General features: G+C 69.9%; 17 protein-coding genes. 8 read left to right on the forward strand and 9 right to left on the reverse strand.

Features of this window, described 5'->3' with window-relative positions:
• On the reverse strand, window positions 1-527 hold a 527-nt coding region (locus tag ABZW60_RS37190; RefSeq protein WP_355485064.1), incomplete at its 3' end, for an ATP-binding cassette domain-containing protein.
• A 161-nt stretch (window positions 528-688) separates the two neighbouring features.
• Window positions 689-1,591, reverse strand: coding sequence for a LysR family transcriptional regulator (locus tag ABZW60_RS37195; RefSeq protein ID WP_355485066.1), 903 nt, complete (start codon window positions 1,589-1,591; stop codon window positions 689-691).
• Window positions 1,592-1,683: 92 nt separating this feature from the next.
• Here ABZW60_RS37195 and ABZW60_RS37200 point away from each other — a divergent pair, with 92 nt between their 5' ends.
• Both ABZW60_RS37200 and ABZW60_RS37205 read left to right on the forward strand, forming a co-directional pair.
• Window positions 1,684-2,898, forward strand: coding sequence for an MFS transporter (locus tag ABZW60_RS37200; protein WP_355485068.1), 1,215 nt, complete (start codon window positions 1,684-1,686; stop codon window positions 2,896-2,898).
• Window positions 2,899-2,910: 12 nt separating this feature from the next.
• Window positions 2,911-3,735, forward strand: coding sequence for a phosphotransferase (locus tag ABZW60_RS37205; protein WP_355485070.1), 825 nt, complete (start codon window positions 2,911-2,913; stop codon window positions 3,733-3,735).
• A gap of 103 nt (window positions 3,736-3,838) precedes the next feature.
• Here ABZW60_RS37205 and ABZW60_RS37210 read toward each other — a convergent pair whose 3' ends face one another.
• Window positions 3,839-4,291 carry a helix-turn-helix domain-containing protein gene (locus ABZW60_RS37210; RefSeq protein ID WP_355485072.1) on the reverse strand — a complete coding sequence of 151 codons (453 nt, stop codon included), beginning with the start codon at window positions 4,289-4,291 and terminating at the stop codon, window positions 3,839-3,841.
• An 85-nt stretch (window positions 4,292-4,376) separates the two neighbouring features.
• Between ABZW60_RS37210 and ABZW60_RS37215 the strand changes: the two genes are divergently transcribed.
• The 3 genes from ABZW60_RS37215 to ABZW60_RS37225 are packed head-to-tail and all read left to right on the forward strand — an operon-like array spanning window position 4,377 to window position 6,068.
• On the forward strand, window positions 4,377-4,967 hold the full coding sequence (locus ABZW60_RS37215) for a dihydrofolate reductase family protein (RefSeq protein ID WP_355485074.1): 591 nt from the start codon (window positions 4,377-4,379) through the stop codon (window positions 4,965-4,967).
• A 12-nt stretch (window positions 4,968-4,979) separates the two neighbouring features.
• Entirely contained in the window at window positions 4,980-5,363 is a 384-nt protein-coding gene (locus tag ABZW60_RS37220; RefSeq protein ID WP_355485076.1) for a pyridoxamine 5'-phosphate oxidase family protein, read from the forward strand.
• Between the two features lie 15 nt (window positions 5,364-5,378).
• Window positions 5,379-6,068 (forward strand): alpha/beta fold hydrolase, encoded by a 690-nt coding sequence (locus ABZW60_RS37225; protein WP_355485077.1) that lies wholly within the window; start codon window positions 5,379-5,381, stop codon window positions 6,066-6,068.
• On the opposite strand, the gene ABZW60_RS37230 is transcribed toward ABZW60_RS37225, so the two are convergent.
• Both ABZW60_RS37230 and ABZW60_RS37235 read right to left on the reverse strand, forming a co-directional pair.
• Complete coding sequence (locus tag ABZW60_RS37230) at window positions 6,046-6,582, reverse strand: putative immunity protein (RefSeq protein ID WP_355485079.1); 537 nt, start codon at window positions 6,580-6,582, stop codon at window positions 6,046-6,048. The two genes, ABZW60_RS37225 and ABZW60_RS37230, sit on opposite strands and share 23 nt — an antisense overlap.
• Before the next feature lie 39 nt (window positions 6,583-6,621).
• A complete protein-coding gene (locus tag ABZW60_RS37235) occupies window positions 6,622-7,554 on the reverse strand; it encodes an AraC family transcriptional regulator (protein WP_355485081.1) in 933 nt (310 codons plus the stop codon).
• Between the two features lie 91 nt (window positions 7,555-7,645).
• On the opposite strand from ABZW60_RS37235, the gene ABZW60_RS37240 reads away from it, so the two are divergent.
• Entirely contained in the window at window positions 7,646-8,479 is an 834-nt protein-coding gene (locus ABZW60_RS37240; RefSeq protein ID WP_355485083.1) for an NAD(P)H-binding protein, read from the forward strand.
• 51 nt (window positions 8,480-8,530) lie between these two features.
• On the opposite strand, the gene ABZW60_RS37245 is transcribed toward ABZW60_RS37240, so the two are convergent.
• From ABZW60_RS37245 to ABZW60_RS37255, 3 genes are all read right to left on the reverse strand, one after another.
• The gene (locus ABZW60_RS37245; RefSeq protein ID WP_355485085.1) at window positions 8,531-9,688 is read right to left on the reverse strand and encodes a hypothetical protein; all 1,158 of its coding nucleotides are present in this window, start codon (window positions 9,686-9,688) and stop codon (window positions 8,531-8,533) included.
• A gap of 93 nt (window positions 9,689-9,781) precedes the next feature.
• Window positions 9,782-10,594 carry an ABC transporter permease gene (locus ABZW60_RS37250; protein ID WP_355485087.1) on the reverse strand — a complete coding sequence of 271 codons (813 nt, stop codon included), beginning with the start codon at window positions 10,592-10,594 and terminating at the stop codon, window positions 9,782-9,784.
• Window positions 10,594-11,562: an ATP-binding cassette domain-containing protein gene (locus ABZW60_RS37255; RefSeq protein WP_355485089.1), complete on the reverse strand. Its 969-nt coding sequence runs from the start codon at window positions 11,560-11,562 to the stop codon at window positions 10,594-10,596. Before ABZW60_RS37255 ends, ABZW60_RS37250 begins: the two co-directional genes overlap by 1 nt.
• Window positions 11,563-11,649: 87 nt before the next feature.
• Here ABZW60_RS37255 and ABZW60_RS37260 point away from each other — a divergent pair, with 87 nt between their 5' ends.
• Entirely contained in the window at window positions 11,650-12,615 is a 966-nt protein-coding gene (locus ABZW60_RS37260) for a WYL domain-containing protein (RefSeq protein ID WP_355485091.1), read from the forward strand.
• A complete protein-coding gene (locus ABZW60_RS37265; protein ID WP_355485092.1) occupies window positions 12,612-13,196 on the forward strand; it encodes a YdeI/OmpD-associated family protein in 585 nt (194 codons plus the stop codon). The genes ABZW60_RS37260 and ABZW60_RS37265 overlap by 4 nt, the downstream gene beginning before the upstream one ends.
• Here the strand turns inward: ABZW60_RS37265 and ABZW60_RS37270 are convergent.
• Window positions 13,193-13,528 carry a hypothetical protein gene (locus tag ABZW60_RS37270; protein WP_355485094.1) on the reverse strand — a complete coding sequence of 112 codons (336 nt, stop codon included), beginning with the start codon at window positions 13,526-13,528 and terminating at the stop codon, window positions 13,193-13,195. The genes ABZW60_RS37265 and ABZW60_RS37270 overlap by 4 nt on opposite strands.
• Between the last annotated feature and the right edge of the window lie 15 nt (window positions 13,529-13,543).

Genomic DNA, 13,543 nt, shown 5'->3' on the forward strand with positions numbered 1-13,543 from the left:
GTGCGGGTCTGCACGCGCAGCTTGGCGTCGAGGTTCGACAGCGGCTCGTCCATCAGGAAGACCTGCGGGTTCCGGACGATCGCGCGGCCCATCGCGACGCGCTGGCGCTGACCACCGGACAGTGCCTTCGGCTTGCGGTCGAGGTACTCCTCCAGACCGAGCAGCTTCGCGGCCTCCTGCACGCGCTGGGCGCGCTCGTCCTTGTGGATGCCCTGCATCTTCAGGGCGAAGCCCATGTTGTCGGCCACCGACATATGCGGGTACAGCGCGTAGTTCTGGAACACCATCGCGATGTCGCGTTCCTTCGGCGGGGCGTTGGTGACGTCGCGGTCGCCGATGAAGATCGCTCCCGCGTTCACCTCTTCGAGCCCGGCCAGCATCCGCAGCGCCGTCGACTTACCGGAGCCGGACGGTCCGACGAGCACCATGAACTCGCCGTCGGAGATGTCCAGGTCGAGCTTGTCGACCGCGGCGATATCGGTGCCCGGGTAGACCCGGGTGGCTCCCTTGAACGAGACAGTTGCCATGTCGCGCTTCCTCTCCTTCGCCGGCAGGAACGTGCCGGACGATCCGTAGCAAAGGCGCCCAGGTCTTGGGTGTCTTCTCGGTGCCGCATCACCAAGTACTGGTGACAACGAACGACAGCCCACTTACATTCCCGGGTGATATAAATCCGCCGTTGATGCGCCTAGAAGTACGGACCCTCGGGCCGGGTCGAGTCGCCGATCAGGTCGAGCAGGGCGGTGACCGCGCGGCTCGGCCGGCGTCCGCCGGCGGTCACCACGGACAGCGTCCAGGTCAGCTCGGTCCCCTCGATCGGGAGCTTCGCGACGCCGTGCGCGGCGGGCAGTTCGAGGTCGGGGACGATGCCGACGCCGAGCCCGACCCGGACGTAGTCGGGGATCGTGGTCAGCTCCGGCACCTCGACCTGGATCCGTCGCGGCGTCCCGATCGCGTCGAAGGCCCGGTCGACCATCTTGCGATTCCCGAACCCGGCCGGCATGTCGACGAATCGCTCCCGGGCCAGATCCTCCAGCCGTACGCCGGTGTGCCCCGCGAGCGGATGCGCCGACGGTACGAGCGCCACGAACGGCACCGTGGCGATGTCCCGCACGTCGAGGCCGCTGAGTTCAGGCTTCGGGAGGCCGAGCAGCGCGACATCCAGCCGACCGTGCCGTACGTCGTCCGCGAGGCCGGTCGACCCGGTCGGCGACGTCGCCACCTGCACCTCAACCAGCGGGTACATACGGTGGAACGCGCCGAGCAACTCGGCCATGTTCACCAGGCTCAGCCGCGCCAGCGTCCCGATCCGGATGCTGCCGCGCAGCCCCGACGACGCCTCCTCGACCGCGGCCCGTGCCCGGTCCAGCGCCTCGAGCGCGGCCTTCGCCTCGGGCAGCAGCGCCTGACCGGCGGTCGACAGCACCACGCGCCGGGTCGAGCGGTCGAACAGGGTCGTCTTCAGGTCCGTCTCGAGCGCCCGGACGGCGGCCGAGACCGTGGACTGCACCGTGAACAGCCGCTGCGCCGCGCGGGTGAAACTCAGCTCCTCGGCGACGGCGACGAAGTACTCCAGCTGGCGACTGTCCACAGCATCGAATTATCGGATCTGACGATAAGAGCGTGCAAGAACTTTCGTTGGACTCGATAGATGCCGCGCGGCACGCTGGAACCATGTCCACCATGACGTCTTCGCGGACCGGCGTACGGCTCCGGTTCGCTTATGCACCGGGGTTCTGGGTGATCGCGGCGGCCTTCCTCACCACGATGGCCTTCTCGACGATCCCGACCCCGCTCTACGCGATCTACCAGCAGCGCGACGGCTTCCCGACGTACGTGATCACGGTGATCTTCGCCAGTTACGCGGTCGGCGTGATGGCGTCGCTGTATCTCGCGGGCCATGTGAGCGACTGGCTCGGGCGTCGGCGGGTCGCGCTGCTCGCGGTGCTCGCCGAGGCGTTGTCGGCGGCGATCTTCCTGATCTGGCCGGAGGTCCCCGGCCTGCTGGTCGCGCGGTTCGTCTGCGGTGTCGGGGTCGGCGTACTGACGGCGACCGCGACCGCACACCTGTCCGAGCTGCGGCAGGTCGCGCGTCCCGGTGAGGACCCGAGCCGGTCCGCGCTGATCTCGAGCATGGTGAACCTCGGCGGGCTGGCGTTCGGTCCGCTCGTCGGCGGGCTGCTGGCGCAGTACGTGTCGGCGCCGCTGGAGCGGCCGTACGAGATCTTCCTGGTGCTGCTGCTGATCAGCGCGGTGGGGATCGCGCTGGTGCCGGAGACGGTGGAGCGTCTGGAGGAGCGTCCGGCGTACCGGCCGCAGCGGGTAGCGCTGCCGTCTGCGGCGCGTCCGCTCTTCTTCGCCTCCGCGATCGGGGCCTTCGCGGCGTTCGCGATCTTCGGGCTCTTCACGTCGCTCGCGCCGACGTTCCTGGCCGGCGTCCTGCACCACACGTCGCGGTTGCTCGCCGGTGTCGTGACCTTCGCCGTGTTCATCGCGGGCGCGGCCAGCCAGGTCGTCTTCGTCCGCCTCTCCCGCCCGGCGCAGCTTCGTCTCGGCCTGATCGCGATGTCGGTGGGGCTGGTCGGGGTCGCGGTCGGCGGCCTGCTCCCGAACCTGTACCTGTTCGTCGTCGGCGGGGTCGTCGCCGGCGCCGGTGTCGGGCTGGTCTTCCGCGGCGCGGTCGCGACCGCCGCCTCACTCGCCGACCCGTCGTCGCGCGGCGAGGTGCTGGCCGCGCTCTTCCTGATCGCGTACGCCGGCCTGGCGATCCCCGTCCTCGCGATCGGCCTGGGCATCGCGCTCCTCCCCGCCGAGGTCGCCCTGCTGCTGTTCTCCGCGCTGATCCTGATCCTGGTCAACGCCGCCGTATTACGGATGCTCGCCGCCCAGCAGAGGTGATCTGATGCCGGGGTGGATCTCGAACGCGACTACGGGCTGACCGTCACGGAACTGATGCCTCACGCCGGCGGGTTCGCCACGGACGGGTGGGTGGCGGACGGCCGGTGGTTCGTGAAGGCCTGGAAGCCGGGCGAGCCCGCAATCGGTTTGGAGCGGCTGGAGGATCTGGGAGCTCTCGGGCTGCCGGTGGTGGAGCCGCTGCGGACGGTGGAGGGACATCTGTCCGCGCTGAGTGGCGACCGGGTGTATGCCGTTTTCCCTTATGTTCAAGGGCGTACGGCGGACTGGGGCGACTGGCGGGTGGTGGCTCGCGCGTTGCGGCAGGTGCACGAGGCGCCGGTGCGCGTGACCCTGCCGGCGCCGGACGTCAGCGAGCCGCACATCCGCGAGCTGATGGGGTATCTGCAGCACCCGTGGATCGCGGATCGCGCGGACGAGGTGGCGGCGGCGATCGCGCGGCTCGACGACGTCCGGACCCGGCTCGAGCCGGTGCGCGACGTCGTGTGCCACACGGACTTCCACGGGTTGAACGTGCTGATCGACGACGCCGGCGAGGTGGCGGCGATCCTCGACTGGGAGAACGCCGTGATCGGGCCGCGGGAATACGACGTGTGGGTCGCGGCCGACGGGGACCGGCTGGTGGAGTTCCTCGACGAGTACGGCGCGGACGACCTCGACCCCGGCCACCTGGAGTTCGCGCTGCTCGCCCGCGGCCTGCGGGACCTGTCCGCCCGGGTGATCCACGAGGTCGACCGCCCCGGCGTCGACACCTGGGGCTTCGACCGGATCAACCGGGTCGACAGCACCCTCGAGGTGTTCCGCCGGTACTGCGGCTAGGCGGCAGCTCGACAGTACGTGTACGTCTACTGCGCGCCGCGCCTACGCTCAGCCGCCGCGCGGATCGGGCGGTGGAGGCCGACACCTCCTGTCGAGCTGCCGATCAGGCTGCGGCGCCCGGTCCGGGCAGGACGTCGACGTCGTCGGCGTGCATCGGCTTGCCGCAGTGGGCGCAGGTGAGGTCGACGTGGCTGATCTCCCCGCACGCGTGGTGGCGGTAGAGGACCGGCGGACCGGCCTCGCCGGCCAGCCATTTGTCGCCCCAGGCCACCATCACCATCAGCACGTCGACCAGCTCCCGGCCCTTGCCGGTCAGCACGTACTCGTACCGCGGCCGCTGGTCGTACGGCCGGCGCTCGATCACCCCGCGGTCGACGAGGTGGTTCAGCCGCTCGGTCAGCACCTTGCGCGAGATCCCGAGATCCGCCTGGAGCTGCTCGAACCGGGAGAAGCCGACCCAGATGTCGCGCAGGATCAACGGCGACCACGGCTCGCCGATCACGTCGAGCGTGCGCGCGATCGAGCATGCCATCTCACTGAAGTTCGTCCGCTGCATGACAGCAGTCTAGCGTTTGGGGTTCCCTCAAGGAACTCCAGTATGTTAGCGTTCCTTCAAGGAACCCCGAGGGAAGGTGAAAACGATGAGCAAGGTGATCTGCGCGCTCGCGGTCTCGGTCGACGGCTACATCACCGGACGCGACTCCGGTCCCGACCAGGGTCTGGGTGACGCGCCGATGCTGTTCGACTGGTACTTCGACGGCGACACTCCGAGTCAGGTGTTCGACGGCTTCAAGCTGAGCGCACCGAGCGCGCGGGTCTTCGACGCGCTCGCCGGCCGGGTCGGCGCGGTGGTGGCCGGGCACAAGACGTACGACGACTCGGGTCACTTCGGCGGCGGCAGCCCGCACCCGAAGGCCTCGCTGGTCGTGCTGAGCCACGGCCCGGTGGCCGAGATCAGCGAGCGGCAGACTCTCGCCAACACCATCGACGACGCGATCGCCGCGGCCCGTGAGCTGGCCGGCGGGAAGGATGTCGGCCTGATGGGTGGCGGAGCCGCGACCGCGGCGCTGCGGGCCGGTCTGGTCGACGAGCTCGTCCTGCACCAGGTGCCGATTCTGCTCGGCGGCGGCCGGCCGTTCTTCCAGGAGCTGCCGGAGCACGTGCGGCTCAACCTCGTCGAAGCAGTGCCCGCGCCCGGCGTCACCCACCTCCACTACGAGATCGTCCGCTGAAGGAGCAGAGCCATGCTGAAGCCCGCCGTACGCAACGCCGTCGAGAGCACGTCCATCGCGCACCTGGCCACGGTCCTGCCGGACGGGTCGCCGCACTCCATCCCACTGTGGGTGAGCACGCTCGACGAGAAGATCATCTTCCTGACCGGCCCCGACTCCCGGAAGGCCCGCAACCTCCGCAACGACCCGCGCGTCGCCCTGTCGCTCGCGCCGGTCGACAACCCGTACGAGCCGGTCATCGTCCGCGGCCGCGTCGTCGAGTGGATCGACGGCGACGCCGGCTGGCAGCTCGTCGACCAGATCGCCCAGAAGTACATCGGCCGGCCCTACGGCCGCGACGTCGAGCGCGTGATCGGCGTCATCGAGGTGGACCACCAGACCGTGGGCGTCAGCTGACCTTAGGATGCGCGCATGGGTGTGACGGTGACGGTTGGGGAGCAGGACGCTTATCTCGCGCGTGTCGGCCGGGTCGGCATGTTGTTGCTGCCGATGATCACCGGGATCGGTGAGCAGGTCCGGGCGTGGGCCGACGAGCTGGCCGGGGAAGGGGTCACCGCGCTGGCGTGGGATCCGTTCAAGGGACGCAGCACCGACAACGCCACGCGGGAAGAGCTCTCCGGGATGCTGCGGGAGATGGACGACGACGCCGCCCTCGGCGAGCAGAGCGCGTTGCTGGACTACCTGTTCGACGAGCTCGGGTGCAGCAAGGTCGGGGTGATCGGCTGGTGTCTCGGCGGCCGTTTCGCGTTCCTGCTCGCGGCGCGCGACCAGCGGGTCTCGAATGTCGTCGCCTTCCACCCGACGGTGCCGTCGGACCGGCCGCCGCACCACACGTACGACGCCATCGCCGAGTCGGCCGGGATCACGGCGCCGGTGCTGGTGAGCTACCCGAGCGCGGACGCCGCCGTACCCAACGCGGACTTCGAGACGCTGCAGACCGTGCTGCAGGCGCGGACCGCGGGCGCGACGTTCACGCAGTACTTCCCGGGCGCGGACCACGGCTTCTCGGACAAGTCCCGGCACGACAAGGACGTCAACAAGGACGCCTTCCGGCTGGCGTGGCCGCAGGCGCTCGCGTTCATGAAGTCGACGATCGCCTGAGCTCGGTCTCCACCTGACGGTGCAGTTCACCGAGCCGGCCGCGGCCGGGGGTGCCGAACGGGTAGCGCGCGAGAACCTCGCGGACGGTGGGTGGTACGCGTTCGACCGCCCAGCGGATGACGGCGTCGGCGGCCGACGGATCCGCGGTCGCCAGTTCGTGCGCATAAGCGGCGTACTGCGCGGACGCGACGATGTGCTTCACCTGCGTGGCCGCCGCGAACGGATGCAGGTACGCCGAGCCGGCCGCGCCGACCGCGGCCCGGGCGGCTGCTTCCGCGGCCGGGTCGTCCAGCTCGCCGGCCGCCTTCAGCGCGGCGAACGCAGCGGTCCGGATCGCCTTCGTCCGCTTGCCTCCGGCGCCGAACGTGCGAACGACCTCGATGGCCTCACGCGGTCGCCGATCGCCCGGAGCCACGGCTTCGTAGAGCGGCAGCGACTGCTCGGCGCAGTCTGCGGTCCACAGGCTCAGTCGACGCAGTTCGCCGAGCTCCAGCGGGATTGCTTCATGACCCATGAGCCTCAATCGTATCGTTGAACCCGTCCGTTGAGGCTTTCACGCCGCCCGGCGGTGCGCGGTAGGCGTGATCCCCCGGACCCGCTTGAACGCAACGCTCAACGCGAAAGCGTTCGCGTACCCGACCCGCCGGGCGATCGTCTCGACGGTGTCCCGGGTGGACCGGAGCTGATCGGCGGCGAGCGTGATCCGCCAGCCGGTCAAGTAGCTCATCGGCGCCTCGCCGACGACCGCGGTGAATCGCCGGGCCAGGGACGCCCGCGAGATCCCGACCCGGTCCGCGAGCTCGGCGACGTTCCACGGGTACGCCGGATCCTCGTGCAGCAACCGCAACGCGGTCCCGGCCACCGGGTCGGTCTGCGCCTGGTACCAGCCGGGCGCATGCGAGTCCGGCCGGTCGAACCAGGCCCGCAGCGTGGTGATCAGCGCGAGGTCGAGCCATCGGTCCAGGACACTCTGCTGCCCCGGCGCGTCCCGCTGGATCTCGCTGGCGATCATCTCCATCACCGACCCCGCGACGTCCCCCGCCGGGACGACGAGGACCGGCGGGAGGGCCGTGACGAGCCGGCGGCTGACGTCGCCCGCGACCTGGTAGGTGCCGCTGGCAACCATCACCTCGCCGGACTTGCGGCCGCCGTAGGTTCGCACGCCGAGCCGGGCCGAATAGTCGATCGGTGCCCCCGGCAACGGTTCGCAGAGGCCGCCGGGGTGGATCCGCAGTTGCGGCGCGGTGGTCAGGCTGTCGCTCACGACGTACGGCTCCGGGCCGGTGACGATCGCGACGTCACCCTGCTCCATCCGCAGCGGCTCGAGGCCGTCGCGGGCCAGCCAGCCGGAGCCGCGGACCAGCGTCGCGAGCGCGAGCGGCGCCTCGTCCCGGATCTCCAGCGCCCAGGGCAGGTCCAGGATCGTCAGGTTGAACACCCCGTCCTGCGCGCGGGTCCCGGTCAGCAGTTCGTCGAGCACGTCCATACGAGGAGCCTACGACAGGCTGAGCGTTCCGAACATCGAATTGCGGCATACGGCCATGGTTTGTCTCACCTCGCTCCGGTGAACTGGAGCCATGAACCCGATTCTGATCCTCAGTGGCAAAGGCAAGACCGGCCGTCGCGTGGCGGCGCAGCTCGACGCCCGGGGCGTCCCGTACCGGTTGGCGTCCCGCTCGAGCGCGCAACCGTTCGACTGGTACGACGAGAGCACCTGGGCGGACACGCTGGCCGGCGCGGACACGGCGTACCTCGCGCCGCCGGTCGGGCCGACCGGACTGGCCCAGGCCGGCAAGTTCGTCGAGCAGGCCCGCGGGCTCCGGCGACTCGTCCTGCTGTCGGGCCGTGGTGTGGGGAGCCCGGGGCGCGACTTCGCGGTGTACGACGGTTCGCTCGACCTCGAGAACGTGGTGACGGCGAGCGGTCTGGACTGGACGATCGTGCAACCGGCCTGGTTCGCGCAGGGCTTCAGCGAGGACTTCCTGCGCTACCACGTGCTGGCCGGCGAGATCCGGCTGTCGGCCGGCACCGGCGGCGAGGCGTGGATCGACACCGACGACGTCGGCGACGTGATGACCACGGCCCTGCTCGACGAGTCGTACGCCGGCCGGACGATCGCGATCTCCGGCCCACGCACGCTCACCATGACGGAGATCGCCGCCGAGCTCACCGACGCGACGGGCCGCCCGATCTCGTACGTCGACCTGGAACCCGAGGCGCACATCGCGGAACTGATCGAGCAGGGTCTGACGCCGGAGGACGCCGACGCGGTCCGCGACCTGTTCGCCGTCATCCGCAACCACCGCTCGGAATACGTGTCCGACGGCGTCGAGCAGGTCCTCGGCCGCAAGCCCCGCGACTTCACCGACTGGGCCCGCGACACCGCGAAGACCGGCGTGTGGGACGTCTGAACACAGCGAGGCCCTCGCACCCACCTGAAGGTGCGAGGGCCTCGGGCCTGTTCAGCGGTGCTGCATCTCGGTCCACTCGTCGTGGGTGAGTTCCTGCAGCTCCGTGGCCGGGGTCTTGGACTGGAGTTGGCTGCCGCCGCCGACCGCGCCGCCGCCGAAGACGATGTTCGCCCAGTTGTTCTGCGCGATCAGGATCGACGTGGTCTTGTCGCCGTTGATGTCGGCGGCCGTCGTGGTGTCCGTGGTGTCGCCGTCGCAGTTCCAGTCGATCGGCCGGTTCGCCGCGCCGGCCGTGGTCCGGGTCGAGCCGTTCGGGCACTTCCAGCTCGTCCGGTACGCCGCGCCCAGGCTGCCGAGGCCGACCGTCTCGTCCGGCCGGGCCTCGTTGATCGACGTCGGCTGGACACTCGAGTAGCCCCAGTACTTGGTGCCGTCGGCCTTCAGCACACCGCCGAGCTGGAACGAGTAGTTCATCACGCTCAGATAGTTCGGCTTGTAGTTCAGGTTGTCGGTGCCGCCGTGCTTGAGGCCGATGTTGTGTCCGAGCTCGTGGATGAACGTGCCGACGTTGACGTCGTCGGTCGCGTTCCAGTTGCACTTCGGGCCGACCGTGACGATGAACGTGTCGTTCGGGATGTTGAAGGCCTGGCCGCTGCTGCAGCCGCCGTCGTAGCTGTCACCCCAGAGCATGTAGTGGAAGACCGCTTTGCGCGCCGACGCGAAGTTGGCCGCCTTGATCGCGTTCGTCTGGGTGGCCGACGGGTTCAGGTCGGCGTCGTAGGCGACCTCGTTGCCGCCGCCGAGGTTGTACGCCGTACCCCGGGCGGAGCCGGCGTCGAGGTGGATCTTGACGCCGGTGCTGCCGTCCGGGTTGCTGACCGGGGCGGAGGCGAAGACCTGGACGATCCGGTCGAGCGCGGCCGTCGTCGCGAGCCGGCCGGACATGTAGTCCATCTCGACGAACAGGTCCTTCTTCTTCGGGTTCGCGCCCATCGCGGGCAGGTCCACGTCGACGGTGCCGTCACCGTTCGCGTCGTACCCGTTGGTCTCCCAGGTGTCCGGCAACGAGTCGCCGTCGGTGTCGGTCGCGGCCACCACCGAACTGGCGGTATCGGCGGCGGGAACCGGCGCGGCCACCGCGCTCGAGGTGGCGAGCGCGGCGGCGGCCAGTGAGGTCAGTACTGCGAACAAGGCGGGGCGGGGCCTCATCAGATCTCCTTCGGGGCGGTGGGTGATCTGAGCGCTACCGTAGGTGATTTCTCTCGATGAAGACGGCCCAGCCGGGACACTGACCCATTTGGGTCAATCGGCTGAGCGGAGCATCGTCCGGATGCCGACGGTCAGTCCGAAAACCGCGGTCACGATCGCCGCGACCCAGCCCCAGAGCACCGCGCTCGACAGCACGTCGCCCGAGAACAGCGTCCGCTCGGCGTCCACGACGTACGACAACGGGTTGAACTTCGACGCGACCCGCATCCAGCCGGGACCCGTCTCGAGCGGCAGCAGCATGCCCGACAGGATCATCAGCGGGAACAGGAACGTCTGCTGCACCACCCAGAACATCCAGTCCTGCTTGCGGACCGCGATCGCCAGCGCGTAGCTGAACGAGCCGAGCCCGACGCCGAACACCGCGAGCAGGGCCAGCCCGACCAGCGCGCCGCCGAGGTGCAGGTCGAACGCGAACGGCGTCATCACCGCGATCACGATCACCGCCTGCCCGAACAGCGGCACCATCTCCTTCAGCGCCCGGCCGATCAGCAACGAGGAGCGCGACAACGGCGTGACCAGCATCCGCTCGTGGGCCCCGGTCTGGAACTCGAACAGCAGGTTGGCCCCGGTGGTCGACGTACCGAACAGTGTGGTCATCACCAGGATCGACGGGACGAACCACTGCCAGACCCCGTCGCCGAACGCGCCGCCCATCGAACCGGACAGCAGCGGGCCGAACAGGGCGAGGAACACCAGCGGCTGGATCATCCCGAACAGCAGGCTGAACGGGTCGCGCAGCACCGGCTTGAGCTCGCGCGTCATCACGATCCGCACGTCCCGCAGCAGGTTCCGCGAGCTCTCGGCCGGAGCAGCTACCGAAGTCGTGGACAGGGTCAGGGTGGTCATCAGGCTGCCTTTCCGTCGGTGGCTTCGCGCAGGCTGCGGCCGGTGAGGTTGAGGAAAACGTCGTCGAGCGTCGGGCGGTGCACCTGTGCGGCGGCGACCGGTACGCCGTGCTGCTGCGCGGCCGCGACGAGCTCGGGAAGCGCCGCCGGACCGTCCGCGACCCGGACGCTCAGCTCGTCGCCGACGGCCACCACCTCACGGACCCCGGACACCTTCTCGGCGACCTGCTGCAGGCGGCTGAGGTTGCTAGGGGCAACGGTCAGCGCGATCCGGTCGCCGGCGAGCTCGGCCTTCAGGCCGTCGGCGGTGTCGTCGGCGATCACCTCGCCGTGGTCCACGACGACCACCCGCTCGGCCATCGAGTCGGCCTCGTCCAGGTAGTGCGTGGTGAGCACGATCGTCATCGCGTACTGCTCGCGCATCCGCAGGATGTGGTCCCACAGGTTCGCCCGGTTCTGCGGGTCGAGCCCGGTCGACGGCTCGTCGAGGAACAGCAGCGACGGCGCGTGCACCAGCCCCATCGCGACGTCGAGCCGCCGGCGCTGACCGCCGGACAGCTCCGACACCTTGCGGTGCGCGAGGTCGGTGAGCTCCAGGGCCTCGAGCAGTTCGCCGGCCCGCCGCTTGGCGGTGCGGCGGTCGAGCCCGTAGATCACGCCCTGCCCGACGAGTTCGTCACCGGCCCGTTGTGTGTGGCCCGCGCCGTTGCCCTGGCCGACGTACCCGATCCGCCGCCGGACCTGGCCGGGGTGCTTGGTCACGTCGTACCCGGCGACCGTCGCGGTGCCCGCGGTCGGCGTGATCAAGGTGGTGAGCATGCGCAGCGTGGTGGTCTTGCCGGCGCCGTTCGGGCCGAGCACGGCGACCAGTTCGCCGGGTTCGACGTCCAGGCTGATCCCGCGGACGGCGTGCACGGTCTCGGTCCGGCTCACCACGAAGTCCCGGGTGAGCGCTCGGGTGCTGATCACGATCTCTCCTTCGGTCAGGTTCTCTGCGGCTCACATTTCCAGTGGAAGAGGACAGGTTCTGGCCGCTACTCGTGGCAATCTGAAGTCATGTCCGAGACCTCAGCCCGCTTGCTCGCGCTGCTCTCCTTGTTGCAGGCGCGCCGCGACTGGCCCGGCCAACTGCTGGCCGATCGCCTGGAAGTCAGCCCGCGGACCGTCCGCCGCGACGTGGACCGGCTGCGCGACCTCGGGTATCCGGTCCGCGCGACCAAGGGACCCGACGGCGGGTACCGCCTGGACGCGGGCGCCGATCTGCCGCCGTTGCTGTTCGACGACGACCAGGCGATCGCGGTCGCGGTGGCGCTGCAGACCGCGACGACCACGGTCACCGGGATCGAGGAGGGCGCGTTGCGGGCGCTGGCCACGGTTCGTCAGGTGATGCCGGCGCGGTTGCGGCAACGGGTCGACGCCCTCCAGGTGACCACGGTCGACCGGTACGCGAACCGCCGGACGACGGTCGACTCCGACCAGTTGATCGCGATCGGTACGGCGGTCCGGGCGCGCGAGATCCTGCGCTTCGACTACGCCGCACCCGGCGCCGCCACCGACGAGTGGGTGCCGCCGCGCAAGGTCGAGCCGCATCACCTGGTGACGTGGGGCGGGCGCTGGTACCTGGTCGGCTGGGACCTGGATCGCAACGACTGGCGGACGTTCCGGGTGGACCGGATGACGCCGAAGACGCCGACCGGGCCGCGGTTCACGCCGCGGGAACTGCCGGCGCCGGACGTGGCGACGTACATCTCGGCGAAGTTCCACGGGCAGGACCAGAATCCCTGCCGTGGCGAGGCGATCCTGCAGGCGCCGGCGTCGCTGATCGCGCAGTACGCCGGCCGCGGGGCGATCGTCGAGGAGGTCACGCCGACGACCTGCCGGCTCATCCTGACCGCCTGGTCGTGGACCGGACTGGCGGCGACGTTCGGGATGTTCGAGTGCGATCTGGACTTCGTCGGACCGCAGGAGTTGAAGGATGCGGCGGCGCAGTTGGCCGCCCGTTACCAGGAGGCTGCCTCATGACCACGGAACTGATCGTCGCGGACGCCGCCGCCTGGCTGGCGTGGCTGCACGAGAACCACGAGGAGTCGGACGGGGTCTGGCTGGTGCTGGCGAAGAAGAACGTCACGACGCCGACGAGTCTCAGCTACGACGAGGCGCTCGAGGAAGCCTTGTGCCACGGGTGGATCGACGGGCAGCGGCGGGGACGCGACGAGCACACGTTCATCCAGCGGTACACACCGCGGCGGCCGCGCAGCCTGTGGTCGAAGCGGAACGTCGACCTGATCGCGCGGCTGGAGACCGAAGGCCGGATGCGCCCGGCGGGCCGCACGCAGGTCGAGCTCGCCAAGGCCGACGGCCGCTGGGACAAGGCGTACGACGGGTCGCGGTCGCAGGAGGTGCCGCCCGACCTCGCGGCGGCGCTGGCCGCGGAGCCGAAGGCGCAGGCGATGTTCGAGATCCTGACCAGCGCGAACCGGTTCGCCGTGGTCTTCCGGGTGAACGACGCGAAACGCCCCGAGACGCGGGCCCGGCGGATCGCCCTGTACGTCGACCAGCTGGCCCGCGGCGAGACGATCTACCCGCAGAAGCGGACGCTCTAGACGAGGTCGAGCGTCGCGTCCTGGCCGGCGGTGAGCGGGAAGTACGCGAGGAACGTGACGCCCTCGTCCTCGGTGTCGAAGCGGGCGATGGTGTCGACGGCCGGCTCGTAGAACACGTCGCCGGGGCCGAGCACCTGCGGCTCGGCGTCCGCGGACTGCTGGTAGACGGCCGACCCGGACACGATGTTGCCGAACACGGGGCCGTTGTGGACGTGGGCGCCGAGGGCGGTGTGCGGGTCGATGGTGATCCGGCGGACCTCGACGCGCTGCACCGGGAGCTCTTCGGGCAGGTGCTGGTCGAGCACGACGACACGGCTGATCGATGAGTTCATGGCAGCATCGTACAT

Source organism: Kribbella sp. NPDC003557, from assembly GCF_040610805.1.
GTDB lineage: Bacteria > Actinomycetota > Actinomycetes > Propionibacteriales > Kribbellaceae > Kribbella.